General features: G+C 66.5%; 25 protein-coding genes and 1 pseudogene. 25 read left to right on the top strand and 1 reads right to left on the bottom strand.

Annotated features, from left to right (window positions below; genetic code table 11):
- The 21 genes and pseudogenes from RMP09_RS22380 to RMP09_RS22280 form a co-directional block, all read left to right on the top strand.
- The coding region (locus RMP09_RS22380; protein WP_310568183.1) for a 3-hydroxyacyl-CoA dehydrogenase at nucleotides 1-1,344 on the top strand (1,344 nt) is incomplete at its 5' end.
- A 33-nt stretch (nucleotides 1,345-1,377) separates the two neighbouring features.
- Nucleotides 1,378-2,553, top strand: coding sequence for an acetyl-CoA C-acyltransferase (locus RMP09_RS22375; RefSeq protein ID WP_310568182.1), 1,176 nt, complete (start codon nucleotides 1,378-1,380; stop codon nucleotides 2,551-2,553).
- Between the two features lie 157 nt (nucleotides 2,554-2,710).
- Nucleotides 2,711-3,151 (top strand): PaaI family thioesterase, encoded by a 441-nt coding sequence (locus tag RMP09_RS22370; RefSeq protein ID WP_310568181.1) that lies wholly within the window; start codon nucleotides 2,711-2,713, stop codon nucleotides 3,149-3,151.
- Between the two features lie 76 nt (nucleotides 3,152-3,227).
- Nucleotides 3,228-4,589, top strand: a complete 1,362-nt coding sequence (locus tag RMP09_RS22365) for an acyclic terpene utilization AtuA family protein (RefSeq protein ID WP_310568180.1) — start codon at nucleotides 3,228-3,230, stop codon at nucleotides 4,587-4,589.
- Between the two features lies 1 nt (nucleotide 4,590).
- Nucleotides 4,591-4,923: a hypothetical protein gene (locus RMP09_RS22360; RefSeq protein WP_310568179.1), complete on the top strand. Its 333-nt coding sequence runs from the start codon at nucleotides 4,591-4,593 to the stop codon at nucleotides 4,921-4,923.
- A gap of 39 nt (nucleotides 4,924-4,962) precedes the next feature.
- The gene (locus RMP09_RS22355; RefSeq protein ID WP_310568178.1) at nucleotides 4,963-5,931 is read left to right on the top strand and encodes a Bug family tripartite tricarboxylate transporter substrate binding protein; all 969 of its coding nucleotides are present in this window, start codon (nucleotides 4,963-4,965) and stop codon (nucleotides 5,929-5,931) included.
- Between the two features lie 202 nt (nucleotides 5,932-6,133).
- Nucleotides 6,134-7,957 (top strand): acyl-CoA dehydrogenase, encoded by a 1,824-nt coding sequence (locus tag RMP09_RS22350; protein ID WP_310568177.1) that lies wholly within the window; start codon nucleotides 6,134-6,136, stop codon nucleotides 7,955-7,957.
- Nucleotides 7,958-7,983: 26 nt separating this feature from the next.
- On the top strand, nucleotides 7,984-8,778 hold the full coding sequence (locus RMP09_RS22345) for an SDR family oxidoreductase (RefSeq protein ID WP_310568176.1): 795 nt from the start codon (nucleotides 7,984-7,986) through the stop codon (nucleotides 8,776-8,778).
- 130 nt (nucleotides 8,779-8,908) lie between these two features.
- Nucleotides 8,909-9,334: a PaaI family thioesterase gene (locus tag RMP09_RS22340; RefSeq protein WP_310568175.1), complete on the top strand. Its 426-nt coding sequence runs from the start codon at nucleotides 8,909-8,911 to the stop codon at nucleotides 9,332-9,334.
- Nucleotides 9,334-10,131 (top strand): SDR family oxidoreductase, encoded by a 798-nt coding sequence (locus tag RMP09_RS22335; RefSeq protein WP_310568174.1) that lies wholly within the window; start codon nucleotides 9,334-9,336, stop codon nucleotides 10,129-10,131. The genes RMP09_RS22340 and RMP09_RS22335 overlap by 1 nt, the downstream gene beginning before the upstream one ends.
- 20 nt (nucleotides 10,132-10,151) lie before the next feature.
- A complete protein-coding gene (locus tag RMP09_RS22330; RefSeq protein ID WP_310568173.1) occupies nucleotides 10,152-11,171 on the top strand; it encodes an NADP-dependent oxidoreductase in 1,020 nt (339 codons plus the stop codon).
- Between the two features lie 11 nt (nucleotides 11,172-11,182).
- The gene (locus RMP09_RS22325; protein WP_310568172.1) at nucleotides 11,183-11,950 is read left to right on the top strand and encodes a carbon-nitrogen hydrolase family protein; all 768 of its coding nucleotides are present in this window, start codon (nucleotides 11,183-11,185) and stop codon (nucleotides 11,948-11,950) included.
- 51 nt (nucleotides 11,951-12,001) lie between these two features.
- Nucleotides 12,002-13,654, top strand: a complete 1,653-nt coding sequence (locus RMP09_RS22320) for an isovaleryl-CoA dehydrogenase (protein WP_310568184.1) — start codon at nucleotides 12,002-12,004, stop codon at nucleotides 13,652-13,654.
- Between the two features lie 15 nt (nucleotides 13,655-13,669).
- Entirely contained in the window at nucleotides 13,670-14,605 is a 936-nt protein-coding gene (locus RMP09_RS22315) for a glutathione S-transferase family protein (protein ID WP_310568171.1), read from the top strand.
- On the top strand, nucleotides 14,602-15,093 hold the full coding sequence (locus RMP09_RS22310; RefSeq protein ID WP_310568170.1) for a GNAT family N-acetyltransferase: 492 nt from the start codon (nucleotides 14,602-14,604) through the stop codon (nucleotides 15,091-15,093). Before RMP09_RS22315 ends, RMP09_RS22310 begins: the two co-directional genes overlap by 4 nt.
- Before the next feature lie 127 nt (nucleotides 15,094-15,220).
- Nucleotides 15,221-16,126, top strand: coding sequence for an SDR family oxidoreductase (locus RMP09_RS22305; protein ID WP_310568169.1), 906 nt, complete (start codon nucleotides 15,221-15,223; stop codon nucleotides 16,124-16,126).
- A gap of 28 nt (nucleotides 16,127-16,154) precedes the next feature.
- A pseudogene (locus RMP09_RS22300) lies at nucleotides 16,155-16,466 on the top strand (zeta toxin family protein); the annotation flags it as partial.
- Complete coding sequence (locus tag RMP09_RS22295) at nucleotides 16,463-16,681, top strand: hypothetical protein (RefSeq protein WP_310568168.1); 219 nt, start codon at nucleotides 16,463-16,465, stop codon at nucleotides 16,679-16,681. The pseudogene RMP09_RS22300 and the gene RMP09_RS22295, both read left to right, overlap by 4 nt.
- A 1-nt stretch (nucleotide 16,682) precedes the next feature.
- Complete coding sequence (locus tag RMP09_RS22290) at nucleotides 16,683-17,231, top strand: methylated-DNA--[protein]-cysteine S-methyltransferase (protein ID WP_310568167.1); 549 nt, start codon at nucleotides 16,683-16,685, stop codon at nucleotides 17,229-17,231.
- Nucleotides 17,232-17,313: 82 nt separating this feature from the next.
- A complete protein-coding gene (locus RMP09_RS22285; protein ID WP_310568166.1) occupies nucleotides 17,314-18,525 on the top strand; it encodes a multidrug effflux MFS transporter in 1,212 nt (403 codons plus the stop codon).
- A 138-nt stretch (nucleotides 18,526-18,663) separates the two neighbouring features.
- Nucleotides 18,664-19,269: an HD domain-containing protein gene (locus RMP09_RS22280; protein WP_310568165.1), complete on the top strand. Its 606-nt coding sequence runs from the start codon at nucleotides 18,664-18,666 to the stop codon at nucleotides 19,267-19,269.
- Between the two features lie 22 nt (nucleotides 19,270-19,291).
- Here RMP09_RS22280 and RMP09_RS22275 read toward each other — a convergent pair whose 3' ends face one another.
- Entirely contained in the window at nucleotides 19,292-20,401 is a 1,110-nt protein-coding gene (locus tag RMP09_RS22275) for a DUF72 domain-containing protein (RefSeq protein ID WP_310568164.1), read from the bottom strand.
- A gap of 186 nt (nucleotides 20,402-20,587) precedes the next feature.
- Here RMP09_RS22275 and RMP09_RS22270 point away from each other — a divergent pair, with 186 nt between their 5' ends.
- The 4 genes from RMP09_RS22270 to RMP09_RS22255 form a co-directional block, all read left to right on the top strand.
- A complete protein-coding gene (locus RMP09_RS22270) occupies nucleotides 20,588-20,770 on the top strand; it encodes a hypothetical protein (RefSeq protein WP_310568163.1) in 183 nt (60 codons plus the stop codon).
- A 194-nt stretch (nucleotides 20,771-20,964) separates the two neighbouring features.
- On the top strand, nucleotides 20,965-21,654 hold the full coding sequence (locus tag RMP09_RS22265) for a hypothetical protein (protein WP_310568162.1): 690 nt from the start codon (nucleotides 20,965-20,967) through the stop codon (nucleotides 21,652-21,654).
- 114 nt (nucleotides 21,655-21,768) lie between these two features.
- On the top strand, nucleotides 21,769-22,842 hold the full coding sequence (locus RMP09_RS22260; protein WP_310568161.1) for a topoisomerase: 1,074 nt from the start codon (nucleotides 21,769-21,771) through the stop codon (nucleotides 22,840-22,842).
- Nucleotides 22,843-22,975: 133 nt separating this feature from the next.
- Nucleotides 22,976-24,745: Tex family protein (locus RMP09_RS22255; RefSeq protein WP_310568160.1), on the top strand; the 1,770-nt coding region annotated here is incomplete at its 3' end.

Genomic DNA, 24,745 nt, shown 5'->3' with positions numbered 1-24,745 from the left:
GGCATGGTGTTCGAGCGCGAGATCTTCATCAACCTGATGTGGACGCCCGAGTGCAAGTCGCTGCGCCATTTGTTCACCGCCGAGCGCGCTGCGAGCAAGATCCCCGACGTGCCGGAAGACACGCCCAAGCGCGACATCCAGTCGGTGGCCATGATCGGTGCCGGCACCATGGGCGGCGGCATCGCCATGAACTTCCTCAACGCCGGCATCCCGGTGAAGATCCTGGAAATGAAGCAGGAGGCGCTGGACCGCGGCATCGGCACCATCCGCAAGAACTACGAAGCCCAGGTCAAGAAGGGCAAGCTCAAGCAGGACAAGTACGAGCAGCGCATGAGCCTTCTGACCACCACGCTGAGCTACGACGATCTGGGTGCGGCCGACCTGGTGATCGAGGCCGTGTTCGAAGAGATCGGCGTCAAGGAAGCCGTGTTCAAGGAACTCGACCGCGTGATGAAGCCGGGGGCCATCCTGGCCTCCAACACCTCGACGCTGGACGTCAACAAGATCGCCAACTTCACGAAGCGCCCGCAGGACGTGGTGGGCATGCACTTCTTCAGCCCCGCCAACGTGATGAAGCTGCTGGAAGTGGTGCGCGGTGACGCGACCGCCAAGGACGTGCTGGCCACGGTGATGGCGATCTCCAAGAAGATCAAGAAGACCGCGGTGGTCTCCGGTGTCTGCGACGGTTTCATCGGCAACCGCATGATCGAACAGTACGGCCGCCAGGGCGGTTTCCTGCTCGACGAAGGCTGCACGCCCGAGCAGGTGGACAAGGCGATCGAGAAGTTCGGTTTCGCCATGGGCCCGTTCCGCATGGGCGACCTGGCCGGCAACGACATCGGCTGGGCGATCCGCAAGCGCCGCTACCAGGAAAAGCCGGACATGAAATACAGCAAGACCGCCGACCTGCTGTGCGAGAAGGGCCGCTTCGGCCAGAAGACCGGCGCCGGCTGGTACGACTACGTGTCCGGCAAACGCGATGCGATCCCGAACGCCGAGGTGGTCAAGATGATCGAGGAGCACCGCGCCGCTCTGGGCATCACGCCGCGCAAGATTTCGGACGAAGAGATCGTGCAGCGCCTGGTGTTCAGCCTGGTCAACGAAGCCGCGCACATTCTGGAAGAGGGCATCGCCAACAAGGCCAGCGACATCGACGTGGTCTACATCTTCGGCTACGGCTTCCCGGTCTACCGCGGCGGCCCGCTGAACTACGCCAACGAAGTGGGCCTGTTCAACGTCGTCCAGGCCATGAAGCGCTTTGCCAAGAACCCGCTGGACGACGCGAAGTTCTGGACACCGGCACCTTTGCTCGCGAAGCTCGCCGCCGAAGGCAAGACCTTCTGATGACCGCACACATCACGATTTGAGGAACCCATCATGACCAACGCCGTCATCGTCTCCACCGCCCGCACGCCCCTGACCAAGAGCTGGAAGGGCGCCTTCAACATGACCCACGGCGCCACGCTCGGCGGTCACGCCGTGCAGCACGCCGTGCAGCGCGCCGGCATCGACGCCGCCGAAGTCGAAGACGTGATCATGGGCTGCGCCAACCCCGAGGGCGCGACCGGCATGAACATCGCGCGCCAGATCGCGCTCAAGGCCGGCCTGCCGATCACCGTCTCGGGCATGACCGTCAACCGCTTCTGCTCGTCGGGCCTGCAGACCATCGCCCTGGCCGCCCAGCGCATCATCGCCGGCGAGGGCAACGTCTTCGTGGCCGGCGGTGTCGAGAGCATTTCCTGTGTGCAGCAGGAGATGAACATGCACATGCTGATGGACCTGTCGCTGCAGAAGCAGAAGCCCGAGATCTACTGGAACATGCTGCAGACCGCCGAGCAGGTGGCCAAGCGTTACGGCATCGGCCGCGACGCCATGGACGATTACGGCGCCGCCAGCCAGCAGAAGGCCGCGGCCGCGCTGGAAGCCGGTCTGTTCAAGGCCGAGATCGCCCCCATCACCGTGACCGCCGGCGTGGCCGACAAGGTCATGGGCCTGATGACCAAGCAGGTCACGGTCGAAAACGACGAAGGCATCCGCCCCGGTACCACCAAGGACGGCATTTCCGGCCTGCGTTCGGCCCTGCCAGGCGGTCTGGTCACCGCCGGCAACGCCAGCCAGTTCAGCGACGGCGCCGGCGCCTGCGTGCTGATGGACGAAACCCTGGCCGAAAAGCGGGGCCTGCAGCCGCTGGGCCGCTTCCTGGGCTTCGCGGTCGCGGGCTGCGAGCCCGACGAAATGGGCATCGGCCCGGTGTTCGCCATCCCCAAGGTGCTCGCGCGCCTGGGCCTGAAGGTCAGCGACATCGACCTGTGGGAACTCAACGAAGCGTTTGCGGTGCAGGTGCTGTACTGCCGCGACAAGCTGGGCATCCCGGCCGACCGCCTGAACGTCAACGGCGGCGCCATCGCCGTGGGCCACCCCTATGGCGTGTCGGGCCAGCGCCTGACCGGCCACGCGCTGATCGAAGGCAAGCGCCGCGGCGCCAAGCGCGTCTGCGTGACGATGTGCATCGGCGGCGGCATGGGCGCGGCGGGCGTCTTCGAAGTGTTGTAAGTGAAGCACCCCCTGCGCCGCTTCGCGTCTTCCCCCTCTCTCGCCTTCGGCGGGAGGGGGACGGCACCAGAGGCCCGGCAAAGCCGGTTCCTCGGTGCCCCTGGTGGGCGTTGTAGAGCCCGATGCGGGCATGGTGTTTACGTGAAGGTGCGCTGAAATGGACCCGGTCACGGTCAGCCCCGAGGTCTTCCTCGCCATGGGCCGCGAGGTCCTGGCGAAGCAGCCGTTTTCGGTGCTGATCGGGGCCGAGCTGGCGGCGCTGTCGCCGGGCCGTTGCGAACTGCACGTGCCGGTGACCGAAGCCGTGAAGCAGCAACACGGCTTCGTGCACGGCGGCGTGCTGAGTTACGCCGCCGACAACGCGCTGACCTACGCGGGTGGCACGGCGCTGCGCGTGCCGGTGGTCACGTCCGAATTCAAGATCAACTACCTGCGCCCGGCCATCGGCGAGCGGCTGATCGCCCGCGCCGAAGCGGTGCACACCGGCAAGACGCAGGCGGTCTGCCGTTGCGACGTGTTCGTGCTGCAGGGCGGTGAAGAAAAGCTCTGCGCCGTGGCGCAGGGCACCATTGCCGCGCTGCCGGCAGCGCCCGCCTGAGCACGCGGCCCCGACACGCAGCGGTTGTCGGGTTGTTCCTCTGGTACCGCACGCGGCCACCGACATACTGCAGCTCATGACGCCTTACCGCATTGGTTCCGGTGCCGGCTATGCCGGCGACCGCATCGACCCCGCGCTGGACCTGGCCGAGCGCGGCGAGCTCGATGCGCTGGTGTTCGAATGCCTGGCCGAACGCACCATCGCGCTGGCCCAGTTGCGCCGCGCGGCCGACCCGCAAGCGGGTTACGACCCCATGCTCAAGGCCCGCATGCGCGCCGTGCTGCCGGCCTGTGTGCGCAACGGCGTGACCATCATCACCAACATGGGCGCCGCCAACCCGGTGGCCGCCGGCCAGGCGGTGCTGGCGGTGGCACGCGAACTGGGCCTGCCGCGCCTGCGCGTGGCGGTGATCACTGGCGACGACGTGCTGCCCTGGGTGCAGGCCCATGACGTGTCGCTGATGGACGCGCCCGACACCGTGCGGTCGCTGGACGGGCGGCTGGTTTCCGCCAACGCCTACCTCGGCGCCGACGCCTTGCTGCCCGCGTTGCAGGCCGACGTGAACGTGATCATCACCGGCCGTGTGGCCGACCCCTCGCTGTTTGTGGCGCCGCTCATGGCCCACTTTGGCTGGGCCGCCGACGACTGGCACCGGCTCGGCCAGGGTCTGGTGGTGGGGCATCTGCTCGAATGCGCGGCCCAGGTCAGCGGCGGCTACCTGGCCGACCCCGGCCATGTGGACGTGCCCGACCTGGTCCGCGTGGGGTTCCCGCTGGCCGAGGTCTCTGCCGACGGCAGCGCGGTCATCACCAAACTGCCGGACACCGGCGGGCGGGTGGACCGGCTCAGCTGCACCGCCCAGCTGCTCTACGAGGTGGAAGACCCGGCGCGCTACCTGCAGGCCGACGTGGTGGGCGACTTTTCGCAGGTGTTTTTTGAAGCACTGTCGTCCGACCGCGTGCGGGTGCAGGGCGCCAGCGGCCTGCCGCGGCCCGACCAGCTCAAGGTCACGCTGGGGTACCGCGACGGCTTCATCGGCGAAGGCCAGATTTCCTACGCCGGACCGGGCGCCCGGGCGCGCGGCGAACTGGCGCTGCAGATCCTGCGCCAGCGACTGCAAGACGCCACGCTGCCGCACGGCCTGAGCGGGTGCGAGCACCGCGCCGAACTGATCGGCGTGAACGCCATGCACGGGCCACACCTGGGGGCCGACCGCGAACCCTACGAAGTGCGCGTGCGCCTGGCGGTGCGCTGCACCACCAGCGCGCAGGCCGAGGCCGTGGGGCAGGAGGTCGAGGCGCTCTACCTCAACGGCCCGGCCGCCGGGGGCGGCGTCACGCAGTCGGTGCGCGAGGTGATCGCCGCCGCCTCGACCCTGGTGCCGCGCTCGGCCGTGCGGCCGCGCTGCGACATCCTCGAACTGCACGCGGAGGACTGACATGCCAACGGCCACCCCAACCGCCCCCCGCACCCTGCGCGACATCGCGCTCGCACGCTCGGGCGACAAGGGCAACCGCGCCACGCTGAGCGTGATCGCGCTGGACCCCGCCGACTACCCCGTGCTGGAGCGCCTGCTCACGGCCGAGCGGCTGCAGGCCCATTTCGCCGGCGTGGTGCAGGGCGAGGTGCAGCGCCACACCTTGCCTCATCTGGCCGCCGTGCACTTCGTCATGTTCGATGCGCTGGCCGGCGGCGTCACGCGCTCGCTGGCGCTGGACGCGCACGGCAAGACCCTCAGCGCCGCCGTGCTCGACCTGCCGCTGGCACCCTGACCACTTTTCGCTTTCACCCACCACCCCAAGGAGACAACGATGCGTTCTGCGATCCGAACATTCGCCCTGACGGCGACCGCGCTGCTGGTTTCAACCGCCGCGCTGGCCCAGGCCTACCCGGACAAGCCCATCAAGGCCGTGGTGCCGTTCGCCGCCGGCAGCGCCACCGACCAGATCGGCCGCGCCTTCGCGCTGAAGATGCAAGAAGCCCTGGGCCAGCCCATCGTGGTGGACAACAAGCCGGGCGTGAACGGCATGCTGGGCGCCGACGCGGTGGCCAAAGCCGCGCCCGATGGCTACACCATCCTCATCGGGACCAACAGCACCAACGCCGCGCTCAAGAGCCTGATGAAGAAGCTGCCGTATGACCAGGACACGGCCTTCGCGCCCGTGGCCTACATGGGCTCGGTGCCGCTGATCATCGCGGTGAATCCCGACGTGCCGGCCAAGAACCTCAAGGAGCTGGTGGCGCTGGCCAAGGCCAAACCCAAGAGCATCAACTTCGCCAGCGCCAGCACCTCGCAGCTGGTGTCCACCGAAATGCTCGCCGGCATGGCCGGCATCGAGCTGACCAATGTGCCCTACAAGAGCGGCCCGGCCGCCATGACCGACCTGATCGGCGGCGTGGTGCAGATGTTCAGCGCCGACTTTGCGGTGATGCTGCCGCAGGTCAAGGCCGGCAAGGTGCGCGGCCTGGCCGTGACGTCCACCAAACGTTCGGCGGCCGTGCCCGACGTGCCCTCGGTCAACGAGGCGCTGGGCATCAAGGACTACGAGCTGATCGCCTATTTCGCCATGTTCGCGCCGGCCGGCACACCGCCCGACGTGATCGCCAAGCTCAACAAGGCCGCCAACGCCGCGGCCAACAGCAAGGAAGTGCAGGAGAAGTTTGCGGGCATCGGCTTCGCGGTCGAGCCCGGCACGCCGGACGACCTGGCCAAGCGCAGCGTGGCTGAAACCGCCAAGTGGGCCAAGGCCATCAAGGACGCGAAGATCGAACCGCAGTGATCCTGGGCAACGCCGGCCAGGCCCCGCACCACGGGGCCTGGTCTGGCGGCGTCGCCGGCGGGGCGGGAGCCCGCCGGCACTGTCCCGCAGCGGACTGTCCCCCTAGGGACGAAAACCGCCTTCCGCAAGGGGCGGTCCTCTTGTTCTCGTGCGTGTCGGCGGCACACTACAACGCCACCGAACACTTGCACCGAAACCTGTCATGAGCCTGCGCCCCACCATCGATTTTCTGTTGCACGACTGGCTCGGCGCCGAGACGCTGAACCAGCGTGAACGCTTCGCCGACCACAGCCGCGAAACCTTCGACGCGGTGCTCGACACCTGCGAGCGCATCGCGCGTGAAAAGTACGCACCCTTCAACCGCCTGGTGGACACGCAGGAGCCGCACTTCGATGGCGAGAAAGTGATCCTGCCGCAGGCCACGCACGACGCACAGAAGGCCTATGCCGAAAGCGGCATGCTCAGCGCCGCGCAGGACTACGACATCGGCGGCATGCAGCTGCCCTACACGGTGGAATCCGCGGCCAACGCGTTCTTCGCCATGGCCTCGGTGTCCATCGGCAGCGGCATGCTCACGGTGGGCAATGCCAACCTGCTGATGGCGCACGGCAGCGAGACCCAGAAACGCGTGTTCGCGCTCAACGAATTCAGCGGCCGCTGGTCAGGCACCATGTGCCTCTCCGAGCCGCAGGCCGGCTCGTCGCTCAGCGACGTGGCCACGCGCGCCGTGCCCGACGGCGAGGGCAACGAAGCCGACCCGCTTGGCCCGCGCTACCGGCTCAAGGGCAACAAGATGTGGATCTCGGCCGGTGAACACGAGCTGACCGAAAACATCGTGCACCTGGTGCTGGCCAAGATCCCCGACGCCGACGGCAAGCTGGTGCCGGGCGTCAAGGGCATCTCGCTCTTCATCGTGCCCAAGAAACTGGTGGACACCCAGGGCCAGCTGACCGGCGAACGCAACGATGTGGCGCTGGCCGGCCTGAACCACAAATGCGGCTGGCGCGGCACCACCAACACGTTGCTGAACTTCGGTGAGGGCAAGTACCCCGTCAGGGGCGAGGCGGGCGCCGTGGGCTATCTGGTCGGCCAGCCGGGCCGGGGCCTGCAGTGCATGTTCCACATGATGAACGAGGCCCGCATCGGCGTCGGCATGGCGGCCACCATGCTGGGCATGGCGGGCTACCACGCCAGCCTCGACTACGCGAAGAACCGCCCCCAGGGGCGCCCCGTCTCGACGGGCGGAAAAGACGCCACGGCGCCCCAGGTCCGCATCATCGAACACGCCGACATCAAGCGTATGCTGCTGGCCCAGAAGAGCTACGCCGAAGGCGCGCTGGCGCTCGAACTCTATTGCGCACGCCTGGTGGACGAACAACACACCGGCGCGCCCGACGCGGCCGACGACGCGCGCCTGCTGCTGGAGGTGCTGACCCCCATCGCCAAGAGCTGGCCCAGCGAATGGTGTCTGGAGGCCAATTCGCTGGCGATCCAGATCCACGGCGGCTACGGCTACACGCGCGACTTTCCGGTTGAGCAGTACTGGCGCGACAACCGCCTGAACATGATCCACGAGGGCACGCACGGCATCCAGGGCATGGACCTGCTCGGCCGCAAGGTGCTGATGGAGAACGGCAAGGGCCTGCAACTGCTGGCCGACCGCATCAACGCCACCATCGCACGCGCCATCCAGGTGCCCGAACTGGCGGCCCACGCCAGCGCGTTGGGCCAGGCCCTGCAGGAGCTGGGCGCCACCACCCAGGCCGCCTGGGCCACCGCCAACCCCACCGAGGCCCTGGCCAACGCCGTGCCCTACCTGCAGGCTTTCGGCCACACGGTGCTGGCCTGGGTCTGGCTCGATGTGGCCCTGGCCGCCCACGCATCGCCCGACAGCAGCGCCCGCACCGGCCGGCTGGCCGCCGCGCGCTTCTTCTTCCACTACGAACTGCCCAAGACCGGGGCCTGGCTGCAGGTGGTGCGCACGCGCGACCTGACCTGCGCCGGTCTGGCCGAAGACGCTTTCTAACCCCTCACAGTCACAGGAGACACCGCATGACCCACCGCAGCATCCAGCAATTGTTTGACCTCAAGGGCCAGACCGCCCTCATCACCGGCGGCTCGCGCGGCCTGGGCCTGCAGATGGCCCACGCCCTGGGCGAGGCCGGCGCGCGCGTGGTGATCAGCTCGCGCAAGACCAGTGACCTGGAAGAAGCCACGGCCGAACTGCAGGCCGCCGGCATCGACGCGCGCTGGATCGCGGCCGACTGCCAGCACGAGGAAGACATGCGCCGCCTGGTCAGCGAAACCCTGCAGCGGGTGGGCGACGTGGACATCCTGGTCAACAACGCCGGCGCCGCCTGGGGCGCCCCGGCCGAAGACCATCCGCTCGAAGCCTGGGACAAGGTGATGAACCTCAATGTGCGCAGCTACTTTTTCCTGAGCCAGCTGATCGCCAAGGCCAGCATGATCCCGCGCCACAAGGGCAGCATCATCAACACCGCCTCCATCGCCGGCCTGGGCGGCAACCCCTCGGGCATGAAGACCATCGCCTACAACACCTCCAAGGGCGCGGTCATCAACTTCACCCGGGCGCTGGCGGCCGAGTGGGGCGAACATGGCATCCGCGTCAACGCCATCTGCCCGGGCTTTTTCCCGAGCAAGATGACCGCGGGCACCCTCGAAGCCATGGGCGAGGAAAAGCTCAAGTCGCACGCCCCGCTGCGCCGCCTGGGCGACGACGAAGACCTCAAGGGCCTGACCGTGCTCTACGCGTCCGACGCCGGCAAGCACATCACCGGTCAGTGGCTGGCTGTCGATGGAGGCGTGTCCGTGATCACCGGCGGCTAGACATGGCCCACCCCTGCCGCGCTATGCGCGACCCCCTCAAGGGGGCGGCACTGGCGGCCCGGCAAAGCCGGTTCCGCTGTGCCCTGGTGCGCAGTCACCTCGCTCGTTGCGGCTGTATCGTTCGTTTCCTATGAAATTCCAGGTCCACATCCCCTTCGTTGAACTCTTGGGCTTCGAGCTTGAGACGTTCGAGGGTGGCCACGCCACCATCACCTTCAACCCGAAGCCCGAGCACGAGAACTCGTTCAACGTGGTGCACGGCGGCGCCAGCATGACGCTGCTGGACGTGGTCATGGCCCACGCCGCACGCTCGGTGGAGCCGGCCATGGGCTGCGTCACCATCGAGATGAAGACCAGCTTCATGCGCGCGGCCAAGGGCGCGCTCACCGCGCACGGCACGCTGCTGCACCGCACCGCCACCATGGCCTTCACTGAGGGCCGCATCGTGGACGCCGAAGGCAAGCTCTGCGCCCACGCCACCGGCACCTTCAAGTTCGTGCCGCGCCTGCCGGTGGGCAAGTCCACCAACGCACTCAACACCCTCAAGACCGACTGATGACGAACGCCCACACCCCCGTTGCTTTCGTCACCGGCGCCGCCCGCGGCATCGGCCTGGCCATCGCGCGCTGGTTCTTCCAGCACGGCCACCGCGTCGCGGTGATCGACAACGACGCGCCGACGCTGACCGCCACCGAAGCCACGCTGCGCAGCGAACTGGGCGAGCGTGCGGGCGACCTGCTCGTGATCCACGGCGACGTGTCCGACCCGGCGCAGGTCCAGGCCGCGGTGCAACACATCGCCGCCACCTTCGGCCGGCTCGATGCCCTGGTCAACAACGCGGGCGTCGCCACCTTCAAGTCCATCGCCGACACCACGTTTGACGAATGGCGCTGGGTCATGGCGACCAACCTCGATGGTCCGTTTCTCTGTGTGCAGGCCTGCGCGCCGCTCATGCTGCAAAGCGGCGGCGGTGCGGTGGTCAACATCGCGTCCATCTCGGGCCTGCGCGCCAGCACGCTGCGCGTGGCCTACGGCACGTCCAAGGCCGCGCTGATCCACCTGACCAAACAGCAGGCGGTGGAATACGGCAACGCGGGCATCCGCGTCAACGGCATCGCGCCTGGCCCGGTGGAAACCGAAATGGCCAAGAAGGTGCACACCCCCGCCATCCGCGCCGACTACCACGACACCATCCCGCTGGCCCGCTACGGCAGCCTGGAAGAGATCGCCAACGCGGTCGGTTTCCTGTGCAGCCCGCAGGCCAGCTACGTCAACGGCCAGGTGCTGGCGGTCGATGGCGGTTTCGACGCCGCCGGCGTCGGCCTGCCCACCCTGCGCCAACCCACCCCCTGACAACACCAAGGAGATCCACCATGCCCGCCAACCGCCAGATCCTGCTCGACAACCGCCCCCAAGGCGAAGCCACCGTCGGCAACTTCAAGCTGATCACCACCGACACCCCCGCGCTGGCCGACGGCCAGGTGCTGGTCAAGCACCACTACCTGAGCCTGGACCCCTACATGCGCGGCCGCATGAACGACAGCAAGAGCTACGCCGCTTCGCAGCCGCTGGGCGAGGTCATGATCGGCGGCACCGTGGGCGAGGTGGTCGAGTCCCAGCACCCCAAGTTCAAGGCCGGCGACCAGGTGGTCGGCATGGGCGGCTGGCAGGAATACAGCGTGGTCGACGCCACCCAGCCCGGCGCGCTGCGCAAGGTGGACACCACCCACGTGCCGCTGTCCTACTACCTGGGCGCGGTCGGCATGCCCGGCGTGACCGCCTGGTACGGCCTGGTCAAGATCATCAACCCCAAGGCCGGCGAGACCGTTGTCATCAGCGCCGCCACTGGCGCCGTGGGCAGCGCCTACGGGGCATTGGCCAAAGCACGCGGCTGCCGCGTGGTCGGCATCGCCGGCGGGCCGGACAAGTGCGGGTACGCGGTCAAGGAACTGGGCTTCGACGCCTGCATCGACTACAAGCTGCACAAGGACATGTACAGCCTGGCCAAAGCGCTCAAGCAGGAGTGCCCCAACGGCATCGACGGCTACTTTGAAAACGTCGGCGGCATGATCCTGGACGCCGTGCTGCTGCGCATGAACGCCTTCGGCCGCATCGCCGTGTGCGGGATGATCGCCGGCTACGACGGCCAGCCGCTGCCGCTGGCCAACCCCGCGCTGATCCTGGTCAACCGCCTTAAGGTCGAGGGCTTCATCGTCAGCGAGCACATGGAAGTCTGGCCCGAGGCCCTGACCGAACTGGGCACCCTGGTCGCCACCGGCAAGCTGCGCCCGCGCGAGACGGTGGCGCAAGGCCTGGAGAACGCGCCCGAGGCCTTCATGGGCCTGCTCAAAGGCAAGAACTTTGGCAAACAGCTGGTGAAGCTGATTCCCTGATGCAGGTTCCCATGCCCACTCGGTTCACGATCGCTGCCGCGCAGACCACGCCGGTGGCCGGGGACCGTGTGGCCAATCTGGCGCAGCACGTTCAGATGGTGGAGGCGGCGGCGCGTCACGGGGCGCAGCTGCTGCTGTTTCCGGAACTGTCGCTGTCGGGGTATGAGTTGGCCTCGCTGAAGCACTGCCTCACGTCCGAGAACGATCCCCTCCTGGCTCCGCTGAAGGACGCCGCCCGACGCCACGCGATGACCCTGGTGGTTGGTGCGCCAACGGCCGCGACCGGGGCGCCTCACGCGCAGGCATTGCCGCACATTTCTGCGCTGGTCATCGGGCCCGACGGCGGGGTGCAGGTCTATCACAAGCAGCACCTGCATCCCGGGGAGGACCGTCACGCGAGCCAGGGGCCGACCGCCCCCTTCGTTTTCGATGTGGCTGGCTGGCCGTGCGGGCAGGCCATCTGTGCGGATGTGACCCACGCCACGCACCCGAAGGCCGCGCGCGAGGCGGGGGCCACGCTGTATCTGGCGGGCATGGTCGTTTCCGGCCAGGGGTATGCCGTCGACGCAGGCCTGTTGAAGGCTCACGCGATCACAAACCGGATGCCGGTGCTGCTCGCGAACATGGGCAGCCCTTCAGGTGGCTACCTGTGCGCGGGGCGCAGTGCGTTCTGGGACGAAGAGGGGCGCTGTGTCGCGGCATTGCCGGGGGACGGCGCCGGCTTGCTTGTGGTGGATCGGCAGCAGACCGGCTGGGTGGGGCAGGGCGCGGCGCTTTGAGTGAAGCGATGCCGGGGCCGTTGCGTTGGTGGTGTTTGGACAGCAGGAGCAATCATGACAACCCATGAAGTGTTCAATCAGGTCGAGCCGCTGGTGGACGTCAACCTGTTCGACGGCAACCGGCCGTTGCAGGACGCGCTGAAGTTCAACGCGCCGGCGCTGGTCACCACGCATCTGCGCACCCTGGGTCGGCAGGTCGGCAGCGCCGAGATGCAGCAGCACGCCCGGCTGGCCAATGTGTTCACGCCGCAGCTCAAGAGCCACGACCGTTTCGGCCACCGCATCGACCAGGTGGAGTTCCACCCCAGCTACCACGCGCTCATGTCGGCGGCCACGGCCGCCGGTCTGCATGGCACGCCGTTCTCCGACGCCGAGCAGACCACGGGCACCGCCCATGTCAACCGGGCCGCGGCTTTCATGCTCTTCACCGAGCTGGAGCCGTCCATCCTCTGTCCGATCTCCATGACCTACGCGGTCACACCCGCGCTGCGCGACAACCCCGCCATCTACGCCGACTGGGCGCCGCAGCTCACCAGCCGCGCCTACGACCCGGCGCTCAAGCTCTGGAAGGACAAGCCCGGCGTGACCATGGGCATGGGCATGACCGAGAAGCAGGGCGGCTCCGACGTGCGCGCCAACACCACCCAGGCCGTGCCCGACGGATCGGACGCCTGGGGCCAGCGCTTCACCGTGACGGGCCACAAGTGGTTCTTCTCGGCGCCCATGTGCGACGCCTTCCTGATCCTCGCGCAGACGCCCAGCGGGCTGTCCTGCCTGTTCCTGCCGCGCGTGCTGCCGGACGGCACGCTCAACCAGCTCTTCATCCAGCGCCTGAAGGACAAGCTGGGCAACAAGGCCAACGCGAGTTCCGAGGTCGAGTTCGCGGGCGCCACCGCCTGGCTGGTGGGCGAAGAGGGCCGGGGCGTGCCGCAGATCCTGGCGATGGGCACCATGACGCGGCTGGACTGTGCGCTCGGCACCAGCGCGCTGATGCGCCAGGCCCTGTCCATCGCGCTCAACCACACCACGCAGCGCAGCGCTTTCGGCAAGAAGCTGATCGAACAGCCGCTGATGCAGAACGTGCTGGCCGACCTGGCGCTCGAATCCGAGGCCGCCACCGCGCTGGCCCTGCGCCTGGCGCGCAGCTTCGACCGCGCCGCCACCGACGAACACGAACGCGTGATGCAGCGCCTGCTGACCCCCGTGGCCAAGTTCTGGATCTGCAAGCGCGGCAGCCCCTTCGCCCAGGAAGCCATGGAATGCCTGGGCGGCAACGGCTATGTGGAAGAGGGCGGCGAAGGCACCATGGCCCGCATCTACCGCGAAATGCCGGTCAACAGCATCTGGGAGGGGGCCGGCAACATCATGGCGCTGGACCTGCTCAGGGCCTTGAGGAAGGCCGACGCCGCGGCCGCGCTGGCCCACGAACTGGCGCCTGCCAAAGGCCTGCACCCCGCGCTGGACCACCTGGCCGCCAGCCTGCCCACCCGCGTGGAGCAGATGGCCACCGAAATCGAAGCCCGCCGCCTGGCGCAGGACGTGGCCCTGGCCGTGCAGGCTGCGCTGCTGGCGCAGACCGCGCCGGGCGCCGTGTTCGGCGCTTTCTGCGATTCGCGCCTGGCCGGGCACTGGGGCCACAGCTTCGGCGCGCTCGCTGCCGGCACCGACTTCCAGAGCATCATTGCCCGGGCGCAACCCCACTGACCGCAAGAGGCCACCATGCCCCATCTCATCCTGCACCACTACCCCATGTCGCCCTTTGCCGAAAAGGCGCGGCTCATGCTCGGCTTCAAGGGCCTGGCCTGGCAGAGCGTGTACATCCCCAGCGTCATGCCCAAGCCCGACGTGGTGGCGCTCACCGGCGGCTACCGCCGCACGCCGCTGCTGCAGATCGGCGCCGACATCTATTGCGACACCGCCCTGATCGCCACCGTGCTCGAGCATTTGAAGCCCGAGCCGGTGCTGTTCCCCGAACACCTCAAAGGGCTGGCACGCATCGTCGCGCAGTGGGCCGACACGGACCTGTTCTGGCCAGCCATGGGTTACTCCCTCAGCCCCAAGGGCGCGGCCGCCATGTTTGCCAACCAGCCGCCCGAAGCCGCGCAGGCCTTTGCCGCCGACCGCGGCGCCATGAGCACGGGCATGGCACGCCTGCGCCCCGGCGACGCCACCAGCGCCTACCGCAGCCACCTGCGCCGCCTGGCCCACATGCTGCACGAGCAGCCCTTTTTGCTGGGCGATGCGCCCTGCATCGCCGACTTTGCGGCCTACCACCCGCTGTGGTTCACCCGCACGCTCGTCCCCGCCCTGGCCGGCATCCTGGCCGCCACGCCCGGCGTGCTGGCCTGGATGGACCGCATGGCCGCCATCGGCCACGGCCAACCGGCCAAGCTCACGTCCACCGAAGCCATCACCATTGCCGCGGCGGCCGAGCCGGCGCCGTTGCCTCAGGAGGCCTTCCAGGACGACCACGGCATCGCCCTGGGCAGCCGCGTCACGGTCGCGGCCCTGAGCTTCGGCACCGAAACGACCGAAGGCACGCTGGTGGCCGCCTCGCGCACCCACGTCACCCTGGCCCGCACCGACGAGCGGGCAGGTCGCCTGCACGTACATTTCCCACGCATCGGATATGTACTCAAGGAAGTGAAAGCTTGACCGCACCCACCATTTTCCCCCGCGCCACCGCCCTGCAGTGGCGCTGCCTGCCGTTCCACGCGCTGAGCGCCGACACCCTGTACCGCCTGCTGCGCCTGCGCAGCGAGGTCTTTGTGGTGGAACAGGCCTGCGTGTTCCTCGACATGGACGGGCTGGATGCCCAGTGCCTGCACGTCCTCGGTGAAACCGTGGACGCCGACGGCACCGTCCACCTGCACGCCAGCACGCGCCTGGTGCCGCCCGGCGTGGCCTTTGCCGAGGCCAGCATCGGCCGCGTCGTCACCGCCCCGGCCGCACGCGGCGGCGGCATCGGCCACGCGCTCATGGCCGAGTCGGTGCGCCTGCTGCACGCGCTCTGGGGCCCGCAGCCCATCCGCATCGGCGCGCAGGCGCATCTGGAAGCCTTCTACAACCGGCACGGCTTCGTGTCGGACGACAAGCCCTACATCGAAGACGGCATTCCGCACCTGGAAATGATCGGGAGTTAGCCCCCCCCCTGTGCCGCTGCGCGGCTTCCCCCCGAGGGGACCACGCCAGCGGCCCGGCAAAGCCGGTTCCGCGGCGTGTGCTGGATGACTTCCCCTCACAAATGACACCCATAAAGGAGACAGACCCATGATTTCAGACTTCCAAGGCAAAACCGCCGTGCTCACCGGCGCCGGCTCCGGCTTCGGCCTCGAATGCGCCCGCATCGGCGCACAACTGGGCATGAATCTGGTGCTGGTCGACGTGCAGCAGGACGCACTCGACAAAGCCCAGGCCGAGCTCGAAGCCGCTGGCGCCCCCGTGCTGGCGCGCAAGGTCGACGTGTCCAGCGCCGAGCAGATGGACGCCCTGGCCCAGGCCGTGCAGCAGCGCTTTGGCGCGCCGCACTTTGTCTTCAACAACGCAGGCGTGGGCTCGGGCGGCCTGGTCTGGGAGAACTCTGTCAAAGACTGGGAATGGGTGCTGGGCGTCAACGTCTGGGGCGTCATCCACGGCGTGCGCCTGTTCACCCCCATGATGCTGGCCGCCGCCCAGGCCGACCCGGCCTACCGCGGCCACATCGTCAACACCGCCAGCATGGCCGGCCTGCTGACCCCGCCCAACATGGGCATCTACAACGTCAGCAAACACGCCGTGGTCAGCCTGAGCGAAACGCTCTACCAGGACCTGAAGCTGGTGACGGACCAGGTCAGCGCCAGCGTGTTGTGCCCGTATTTCGTGCCCACCGGCATCAGCCAGAGCCACCGCAACAAGCCCGCCGGCCTGGCCGACGAGAAGCCCACACAAAGCCAGATGATCGGCCAGGCCATGAGCGACAAGGCCGTGGGCTCCGGCAAGATCACCGCCACCCAGGTGGCCGAGATGGTCTTCCACGCCATGCGGCACAACCAGTTCTACATCTACAGCCACCCCAAGGCCCTGGGCAACGCGCAAAGCCGCTTCGACGCCATCGTCGCCGGCACCAACCCGCCCGACCCGTTTGCCGAGCGGCCCGAGATTGGGGAAGGGTTGCGCAAGGCGCTGCGCGCAGGGTGATCCGTGAGAGCTTGATCGGCACTTCCAGGCTGGGAACAGCTTCGCGTTCGAAACCACGCTGTCCGGCCGAGGTTATCTGCGTCACATTCGACGTTGGCAGCAGGCGGGCTACCGGGTCGAATTGATTTTTCTGCAGCTCAACCGAGCGGAAGAGGCTGTAGAACGCGTGCAGCAGCGCGTCCGGCAAGGCGGCCACAACATTCCGGCAGACGTGATCCGCCGGCGCTTTGCCGCTGGGCTGGACCATTTCCATCGTCTGTATGCGCCGACGGTGGACGCATGGGTGCTGTACAACAACGCGGGCGAAACGCCGGTACTTCTGGACTGGAGCGAACGATGAACACCAAGGCCCTTGACCAGGCAAACAACGCCGATCTGCGCGGATCGTGGCACGCCATTCAACGTGCCGCGCAACGCGCCCGCGAACTGGCTGCGCAAACCGGGACCGACTTGATCGTCAGCCGTGGCGGCGCGATCGAGCGTCTGCGTCCGCAGCCTGCTCCGTCGCCTAGGCTGGCGCAGGAACCCGATGCCAGTTACGGCAACAAGGGCTGACTTGGAAGGCCACGGCCACACCCTGTTCCCCACCGCCATCGGCACCTGCGGCATGGCCTGGGGGCCGGCGGGCATCACGGCGGTGCAGCTGCCCGAGCCCACGCCCGACGGCACGCGCCAGCGCCTGCTGCGCAACCTGCCCGCGCCGGTGCCACAAGCCGAGCCGCCGCCCGCGGTGCAGTCGGCCATCACAGAACTCAAAGCCGCCCTGTGCGGCCAGCGCCCGGCCGACCTGCGCCACCTGCCGCTGGACATGTCGCGCCTCACGCCCTTTCTGCAGCGCGTCTACGAGCGCGCCCGCGCCATCCCGCCCGGCCAGGCGCTGACCTACGGCGAATTCGCTGCCGAGATGGGCGACAAGCACCTGGCCCGCGCCATCGGCCAGGCCATGGGCGCCAACCCGTTCGCGCCCGTCGTGCCCTGCCACCGCGTGCTGGCGGCGGGCGGCCAGCCCGGCGGCTTCTCGGCCAGCGGTGGCGCCATCACCAAATGGCGATTGCTGGAGATCGAGGGCTACCGGCCCGGCGGCGAACCCTCGCTGTTCGACTGACGTCAGTCCGCCGCGCCGCCGCGGCACAGGGTTGTTCCGGTGGCGCCGGGCGGCATTTTTGCTGCACCGCGACAATCGCCCGATGCTTTCTCGTTATCTCAAGATGGCCCTGGTCCTGGGCCTGCTCTCTGCCATCGGACCGTTCGCCATCGACATGTACCTGCCCGCGCTGCCCGACATCGGGCAGAGCCTGGGGGCCGAGGTGGGGGCGGTGCAGTTGACCCTCACCGCGTTCTTCCTCTCGATCGGCCTGGGGCAGCTGCTCTACGGCCCGGTGTCCGACATGGTCGGCCGCAAGCCGCCGCTCTACGCTGGCCTGGCCCTGTTCACGCTGGCCAGCATCGGCTGTGCGCTGGCCTCCGACATCCACACCCTGGTGGCGCTGCGCTTTCTGCAGGGGCTGGGCGCGGCGGCCGGCATGGCGATTCCGCGCGCCATCGTGCGCGACCTGCACACCGGTGCCGAGGCCGCGCGCCTCATGTCGCTGCTGATGCTGGTGTTCAGCGTCTCGCCCATCCTGGCGCCGCTCGCAGGCAGCGGCGTGATCGCGCTGACCGGCTGGCGCGGCGTGTTCTGGGTGGTGGCGCTCGCGGCGGTGGCCGGCATGTTGCTGGTGCGCGGCGCGCTGGCCGAAACGCGCAGCGACGCCGCGCGTGTGGACAGCAGCCTGGGCAGCGCGTTGCGCGCCTACGGTGTGCTGCTGCGCGACCGGCATTACCTGGGGCTGGTGCTCATCGGCGCCTTCGCCATGGCGGGTTTCTTCGTCTACCTGGCCGGCTCGCCCTTTGTGCTGATCAACCACTACGGCCTGACCCCCACGCAATACAGCCTGGCGTTTGGCTTCAACGCGGCCGCGTTCATCGGCTCCGCGCAACTGACCGGCACCCTGGGGAAGCGGTTCGGGCTGGTGCCGCTGGCCAAGGGGGCCGTCACCGTCTGCGGCCTGGTGATGGCGACGCTGCTGGCCTATTACCTGAGCGGTGGCGACCGGCTGGCGGTGCTGCTGTCGCTGTACTTCGTGGCCAGCGCCTTCATGGGGCTGGTGATTCCCACCGTGTCGGTGCTGGCGCTGGACGCGCATGGCGCCATCGCGGGCACCGCGTCCGCCCTCATGGGCACGCTGCAAATGCTCTGCGGGGCAGCGGCCATGGGCATCGTCGGCCTGTTCGCCAACGGCAAACCGCTGCCCATGGTGGTGGGCATGGCGTCCGGCGCCCTGATCGCCCTGGCGCTGGCCTGGATCACCCTGCGCCAGCACGCGCCCGGCACCCCGGTGCAGCGCATGGTGGGCTGACACGCTCCACAACGTCTTTGTGGTCGGCCCGGCATGGCGCACGCCGTCCCGGGCGGGACAGCGGATGGCCTTGCGGGTCGGTGAACATCTGGGCGCCTTGGGCGAGGCCCTGGCCCCCCACCACGAAGGAGACACCCCATGAACGATCGCGCCCATGCTCGCGCCCGTTTCACCCGCATGGAAGACAGCACCCGGGAAGACTGGCAACTCATCGTTCCCGAAGCCATGAAGATGGCCCAGGCATTGCCGGACCGCATCCTTGACCACCTGCGCCTGCTCGACGGTGACTTCGGCGGCTTCCCGGTCGACCGGCTGACCCATTCCCGCCAGACGGCCACGCTGGCGCTGCGCGACGGGCGCGACGAGGAATACGTGGTCTGCGCGCTGCTGCACGACATTGGCGACACCCTGGGCAGCTTCAACCACCCCGACATCGCCGCCGCCATCCTCAAACCCTTCGTCACCGACGAGAACCTGTGGATGGTGCAGCACCACGGCGTGTTCCAGGGCTACAACTTCTTCCACCACATCGGGCTGGACCGGAACATGCGCGACCAGTTCAAGGCGCACCCCAGCTACGAACGCACCGCCGAATTCGTCGAGCTGTACGACAACCGGGCCTTCGACCCCGCGCTGGAAGCCGAACCGCTGGAGACCTTCGAGCCCATGCTGCGCCGGCTGATGGCCTCGCCGCGCAACAGCATCTACAAGGCCGCCATGGCGCCGGCGGCCCAGGCGCAATGAACACCGCCGCGCCGCGGCGCGTTCAGGTAGGCGGTGGCACCTCGCCGGCCGCCAGCCCCTCCGCCAGCGCCCGCGCCGACAGCGGCGCGCAGCCCTCGGCCTTGTTGCTGATCGTCACGTAGGCGTTCTGCCCCGCGCCCGTTACACCTGCGATGGTGCGCACAAGCAGTGCTCGCGTCTCGGCATCCACGTCGTGGAGGCGGTCGTAGGGCTCGTAGGAGCGCTGCGCGTCCTCGTAGCCATACGCGCCGTGCAGCGGGTTCAGGTTCCAGCGGCAGACCATCGGCCCCGGCCAGAGCGCGCGCAGCAGGGGCAACTGCTCGGCCAGGCGCGGCATCTTGGCGTGCAGGCCCAGGCAGTAGGTGGCGCCGGTCTCCTTGAGCACGGCCGCCAGCTGCGGCGCGATGGCGGGCGAGAGCCACTCCGGGTCGCGCACCTCCACCGCCACCACGCCGTCGGGCGTGGCGCCGCGCACATCGGGCAGCGCCCGCAGCAAGGCGCGCAGCCGCTCCAGCAACAGCGGCAGGCGCTGCAACTGCGAAAAGGGCAGCGGGCTGAGCTGGAACACCAGCGCGCCCACCTTGTCGCCCAGCCCCGCCAGCGCGGGGGTGATGAATTCCTGCGTCGCCAGCACCGGGTCCAGAAACGCCGTGTTGGGCTGGCGGCCCTGGCCCTGTTCGCCGCGCACCAGCGCGTCCGTCACCAGCGCCGGCGCCTTCACCACGAAGCGGAAGTCGTCCGGCACCTGGCTCGCATAGCGCGCGTACTGCCCCTCGGTCAGCGGGCGGTAGAACGACCGGTCGATGCCCACGCAGCGCAACAGCGGGTGCTGCGCGTAGGCGGCCAGGCCGTTCTTGGCCAGTACCGCCTCGCTGTACGGCCCCTCGTCCCACACGATGCCGGCCCAGCCCGGGTAGCTCCAGGTCGAGGCGCCCAGGCGGATGCGCGGGTTCAGACGGGCGGCGAGGGCGCGGGTGGTGTCGTCGGGGGGAAGGGGGAGGACTTCGGTGGCGCGGCGGCGGGGATCGGGGGGCGCGGCGTTGCCGTCATCCGCAGGCACCGGCTTTGCGCCGGCTTGTTTCGGTTCGTTTGGCGGGGACGCCGGTGGGGCTCCGAATAAGTCGTCCTGCATGAGGCTCTAGTGTTAGCAAAAGTAGGTCGTCGGTTGCCAGAGCTGACAGAGGTGACTTGTGGATTTGTGACAAGACATTGCAGAATGCCAGCCGAAAAGACATAACAAACTCGTCGCAGGATAAGGGAGGATCTGTGAAGCAAGTTGCACCAACGCATCTGCTCGATGCCACATCATCCGAGCGGCATGGCCGTCTCATCTTTCGAATTCACCAAGAAACTCGCACTTCCCGAAGCGCGAAGGCTGCTGTGGCGTTTTGGCGACGTGCTGGTGCGCGTCTGTTCGCGCACCAGCTGGTTGGTGGGGGTTCAAGTCGACTGCAGCGACAAGGCAGTTCAATTGCAGGTCAAGGCTGCGGGCGGTATTTGAGATCCAGGGCTTCACTTTTCGAAGTTGCCCCAATGCACGGCCCGTGCAGCTGAGCCTTGCAGACCGTATGCGTGCACTTCTGGTTTGATGTATATGTGGCTACCCCATCAGGCCACAAATGTTGTCTCTATCTTCGTTCGCATGGAGTTGGCTTCGAGTTAGGTTCTTAAATCAAAGTTAGGCATCTGATATTTATGCACACCAAACTTCTTAGGTCTCAGCGGAATGAACTTTTCATCGTAACAAAGGAGAGCGGATTAGACCCGACCGACTTTGCATGGTCAGAGGTGAAAACTCGCTGGCATGAAAATGGTCAAGAACCAGTTGAAGCACTTACGCACAAGCCAACAGGGTATCAGTTTGTATTTGATAGATACAAGGGGAAGGCAAACCCGCGCTTTACGCCTTCTTCTTCGCAAGTGAAGGAAGTAGATCCTGGTGAGCAGGGATCTTGGCAAGAAGTTTTTACTCTTTTTAGAGAGTGGCTGGTCGCCGTAAGGTCAGAGTACCTTGAGCCCGATCTTTGGGAGCAAACAAAGACCGATTCTCGGCTTGTCGCTCCGAGCCTGGATGAAGTTGGTAACGAGCCATTTAGTGAGGAAGAAAAGAAAAGAATTTCAGCTTCAATTCACGAACTCCTTCAATTCGTCACAAAAACAGCCACCCATACTCCTGCCCAACTAGAGTTCGTTGCCACACGACTCCAACATCTTGAAGAAGCATCACATCGACTGAGGAGAAAGGACTGGATCACGCTTGCAATGGGCACGCTCACCAACATCGTTGTTGGAGTTGCGCTCTCGCCTGATGCTGCAAAGGAGTTGCTCAGAACTGCGGGCTCTTTACTTGGGTGGATTGTCGGAAACTTTCCGTTGCTGCCATAGCAGATGCAAAGCATTCCCTTCAACGAATTTCTCTAAACTAACAAGGCACTACCTTTCTTGCGCTCCACTTATTAATTGAAGTATTGTTCATTTTTAAGCATTACTCCATCCTGTATGGCAAAAAGAGATCCTAATAAAACCGCTCGCAATCGTCTCATCGAAGCGTTCAAGTCAAAACTGCGTGAACTACTTCCCGATGTTCTCGCTGCAACAGGCATCGAAAGCGAAGCTTCACTAAATGCGCTGATCGGAAGCAGAAATGATGACTTTTTCGACTTAAAGCATGACGTCGTTACAAGTCAAGATCAGTTTGTATCTCGGTGGCTTCATGGACTTAAATCATCGGCACTTAATGAAGGTGTCGCCTCAGACCTATGGCTTTGGAAGAATATTAAAAAACATAAGCAACTACAGGACTACACACTGCTCTTCCTGCGGAGGTCATACCTCAAGCACTTCGATGAGCTATCAAAGAACAGGCCACCGGTTGCTGAAGCGGAAATCTGGATCGGACAAGAAAATGCCCACTACGGGCTCTTAGTAACCCCTCGCTTTCGGAATGGTCAGTGGGAGAACGATAAGAGTGAAATTCGAGCCTTCCCAAAAGGCTATTGGACGATCGGACATGTCATGCAGACAGGACTAGCGATTCCTGGAAAGGAAAAAATCTTCAAGTTCAATGACATTGATCAGTACCTACTTTTCTTTCAAGATACGCTGGTCCGCAATTCTGGCTCCCAATACGAGTATGAAATTGCAGGATACTACTGTGACTTCGTGGCAGCAAGCTCCGACCCGGAGTCGGTTCCATTGCTGATACCCGAGTTCAGATACGCTGGATTGGCGGCAAAGCATGTCTATAGACTTGACTTCTTGGTCATAAATCCTTACTCACTAGACAAGGTCGGGTTTGAGCTGTCGCCTTGGTCAACGCATGGATATCTAAAGAAGATTGGTGGACTAACCCAAAAGAAAATAAATGAGCTGGCCGCCGATAACTTTGCAAAAGAAATGAAAAAGCATCGCGCCTATTTCAAGGAGCACGGGGTCTTTTGCTTGATTTGTACCGACGAACTTCTTAAAAACACGAAGGTGCTCTTCAGTGAAGAGATCGAGCCTTATCTACAACCGGAAAAACCGCAAATTCAGTTGTCATTCGAAATACTGGAGGAGTTTTCAAATAGCTAACCTGTACCGAAGTCTTGAAAAATCAGTTCCATAGCTCCTGAACGGACCGTGGCTGGGCTGGGTCGGGTCAGCCCACCCCTGTGGCAAACTCCCCCGCTTCGTTTGAAACCGGGCCGCTGGAGCCCCTTGGGACATGCAGAAAATCATCGCGCAGATCGCGCAAGAGATCCGGGTTGAGCAGCGGCAGGTGCTGGCCGCGGTGGAGTTGCTGGACGGGGGCGCGACGGTGCCCTTCATCGCCCGCTACCGCAAGGAAGTGACCGGCGGGCTGGACGACGTCCAGCTGCGCGAGCTGGAGTACCGCCTGGGTTACCTGCGCGAGCTGGAAGACCGCCGTGCGACCGTCCTCAAGGCCATTGACGAGCAGGGCAAGCTGACCGACGCGCTGCGCGTGGCGATTGCGCAGGCGCCGACCAAGCAGGAGCTGGAAGACCTCTACCTGCCGTTCAAGCTCAAGCGCCGCACCAAGGGGCAGATCGCCCGCGAATTCGGCATCGAGCCGCTGGCCGACACGCTGTTTGCCGACCCGACGCTGGACCCGATGGCCGAGGCCGCGGCCTTCACCAAGCCGCCCGAGGTGCTGGACGACGGCAAGCCGGGCGCGGACTTTTCGACCGCGGCGGCGGTGCTGGACGGGGTGCGCGACATCCTGAGCGAGCGCTGGGCCGAAGACCCGGCGCTGGTGCAGGGCCTGCGCGAGTGGCTGTGGGCCGAGGGTCTGCTGCAGAGCAAGCTGGTGGCCGGCAAGGACGAGAACAACGCCGACGTGGCCAAGTTCCGCGACTATTTTGAATACGACGAGCCGATCGGCCGGGTGCCGTCGCACCGGGCGCTGGCGGTGTTCCGCGGCCGGGCGCTGGAGATTCTGGACGCCAAGCTGGTGTTGCCTGAGATGCCCGAGCCGGGCAAGCCCAGCCTGGCAGAAGGCAAGATTGCGCTGCACCTGGGCTGGAGCCACCAGGGGCGCAAGGCGGACGACCTGATCCGCAAGTGCGTGGCCTGGACCTGGCGCGTGAAGCTGAGCCTGAGCACCGAGCGCGACCTGTTCACCCGACTGCGCGAGAGCGCCGAGGCGGTGGCGATCAAGGTGTTTGCCGACAACCTGCGCGACCTGCTGCTGGCCGCGCCCGCCGGCCAGAAGGCCGTGATGGGCCTGGACCCGGGCATCCGCACCGGGGTGAAGGTGGCGGTGGTGGACGCGACCGGCAAGCTGGTGGCGACCAACACGGTGTTCCCGCACGAGCCGCGCCGCGACTGGGACGGCGCGCTGCACACGCTGGCGCTGCTGTGCCGCCAGCACGGGGTGCAGCTGATTGCGATTGGCAACGGCACCGCCAGCCGCGAGACCGACAAGCTGGCCGGCGACCTGATCAAGCTGCTGGCCAAGGCCGGCATCGAGGGCGTGCAGAAGGTGGTGGTGAGCGAGGCGGGCGCCTCGGTCTATTCCGCCAGCGAATTTGCATCGCTGGAAATGCCGGACGTGGACGTGAGCCTGCGCGGCGCGGCGTCGATTGCCCGCCGCCTACAGGACCCGCTGGCCGAGCTGGTGAAGATCGACCCCAAGAGCATTGGCGTGGGCCAGTACCAGCACGACGTGAACCAGAGCGAGCTGGCCCGCACGCTGGACACGGTGGTGGAAGACTGCGTGAACGGCGTGGGCGTGGACCTGAACACGGCCAGCGTGCCGCTGCTGACCCGCGTGTCGGGCCTGTCGGGCTCGGTGGCCAAGGCGGTGGTGCGCTGGCGCGAAGCCAACGGCGCCTTCAAGAACCGCCAGCAACTGCTGGATGTGACCGGCCTGGGTGCCAAGACGTTTGAGCTGGCGGCGGGCTTTCTGCGCATCCGCGATGGCGACAACCCGCTGGACATGACCGGCGTGCACCCGGAAACCTACCCGGTGGTG

The sequence above is a fragment of the Hydrogenophaga sp. genome (assembly GCF_031426985.1).
Taxonomy (GTDB): domain Bacteria; phylum Pseudomonadota; class Gammaproteobacteria; order Burkholderiales; family Burkholderiaceae_C; genus Hydrogenophaga.
The sequence above is the reverse complement of the archived record's forward strand: the minus strand, read 5'-3'. Positions and strand labels throughout refer to the sequence as shown.

Bases quoted from the DNA above. Each gene is read 5' to 3' on its own strand.
- RMP09_RS22285 (WP_310568166.1), top strand. From the start codon at position 17,314: ATGCTTTCTCGTTATCTCAAGATGGCCCTGGTCCTGGGCCTGCTCTCT.
- RMP09_RS22265 (WP_310568162.1), top strand. From the start codon at position 20,965: ATGCACACCAAACTTCTTAGGTCTCAGCGGAATGAACTTTTCATCGTA.
- RMP09_RS22370 (WP_310568181.1), top strand. From the start codon at position 2,711: ATGGACCCGGTCACGGTCAGCCCCGAGGTCTTCCTCGCCATGGGCCGC.
- RMP09_RS22305 (WP_310568169.1), top strand. From the start codon at position 15,221: ATGATTTCAGACTTCCAAGGCAAAACCGCCGTGCTCACCGGCGCCGGC.
- RMP09_RS22280 (WP_310568165.1), top strand. From the start codon at position 18,664: ATGAACGATCGCGCCCATGCTCGCGCCCGTTTCACCCGCATGGAAGAC.
- RMP09_RS22365 (WP_310568180.1), top strand. From the start codon at position 3,228: ATGACGCCTTACCGCATTGGTTCCGGTGCCGGCTATGCCGGCGACCGC.
- RMP09_RS22270 (WP_310568163.1), top strand. From the start codon at position 20,588: ATGGCCGTCTCATCTTTCGAATTCACCAAGAAACTCGCACTTCCCGAA.
- RMP09_RS22315 (WP_310568171.1), top strand. From the start codon at position 13,670: ATGCCCCATCTCATCCTGCACCACTACCCCATGTCGCCCTTTGCCGAA.
- RMP09_RS22335 (WP_310568174.1), top strand. From the start codon at position 9,334: ATGACGAACGCCCACACCCCCGTTGCTTTCGTCACCGGCGCCGCCCGC.
- RMP09_RS22345 (WP_310568176.1), top strand. From the start codon at position 7,984: ATGACCCACCGCAGCATCCAGCAATTGTTTGACCTCAAGGGCCAGACC.
- RMP09_RS22295 (WP_310568168.1), top strand. From the start codon at position 16,463: ATGAACACCAAGGCCCTTGACCAGGCAAACAACGCCGATCTGCGCGGA.
- RMP09_RS22275 (WP_310568164.1), bottom strand. From the start codon at position 20,401: ATGCAGGACGACTTATTCGGAGCCCCACCGGCGTCCCCGCCAAACGAA.
- RMP09_RS22355 (WP_310568178.1), top strand. From the start codon at position 4,963: ATGCGTTCTGCGATCCGAACATTCGCCCTGACGGCGACCGCGCTGCTG.
- RMP09_RS22375 (WP_310568182.1), top strand. From the start codon at position 1,378: ATGACCAACGCCGTCATCGTCTCCACCGCCCGCACGCCCCTGACCAAG.
- RMP09_RS22360 (WP_310568179.1), top strand. From the start codon at position 4,591: ATGCCAACGGCCACCCCAACCGCCCCCCGCACCCTGCGCGACATCGCG.
- RMP09_RS22260 (WP_310568161.1), top strand. From the start codon at position 21,769: ATGGCAAAAAGAGATCCTAATAAAACCGCTCGCAATCGTCTCATCGAA.
- RMP09_RS22330 (WP_310568173.1), top strand. From the start codon at position 10,152: ATGCCCGCCAACCGCCAGATCCTGCTCGACAACCGCCCCCAAGGCGAA.
- RMP09_RS22325 (WP_310568172.1), top strand. From the start codon at position 11,183: ATGCCCACTCGGTTCACGATCGCTGCCGCGCAGACCACGCCGGTGGCC.
- RMP09_RS22350 (WP_310568177.1), top strand. From the start codon at position 6,134: ATGAGCCTGCGCCCCACCATCGATTTTCTGTTGCACGACTGGCTCGGC.
- RMP09_RS22340 (WP_310568175.1), top strand. From the start codon at position 8,909: ATGAAATTCCAGGTCCACATCCCCTTCGTTGAACTCTTGGGCTTCGAG.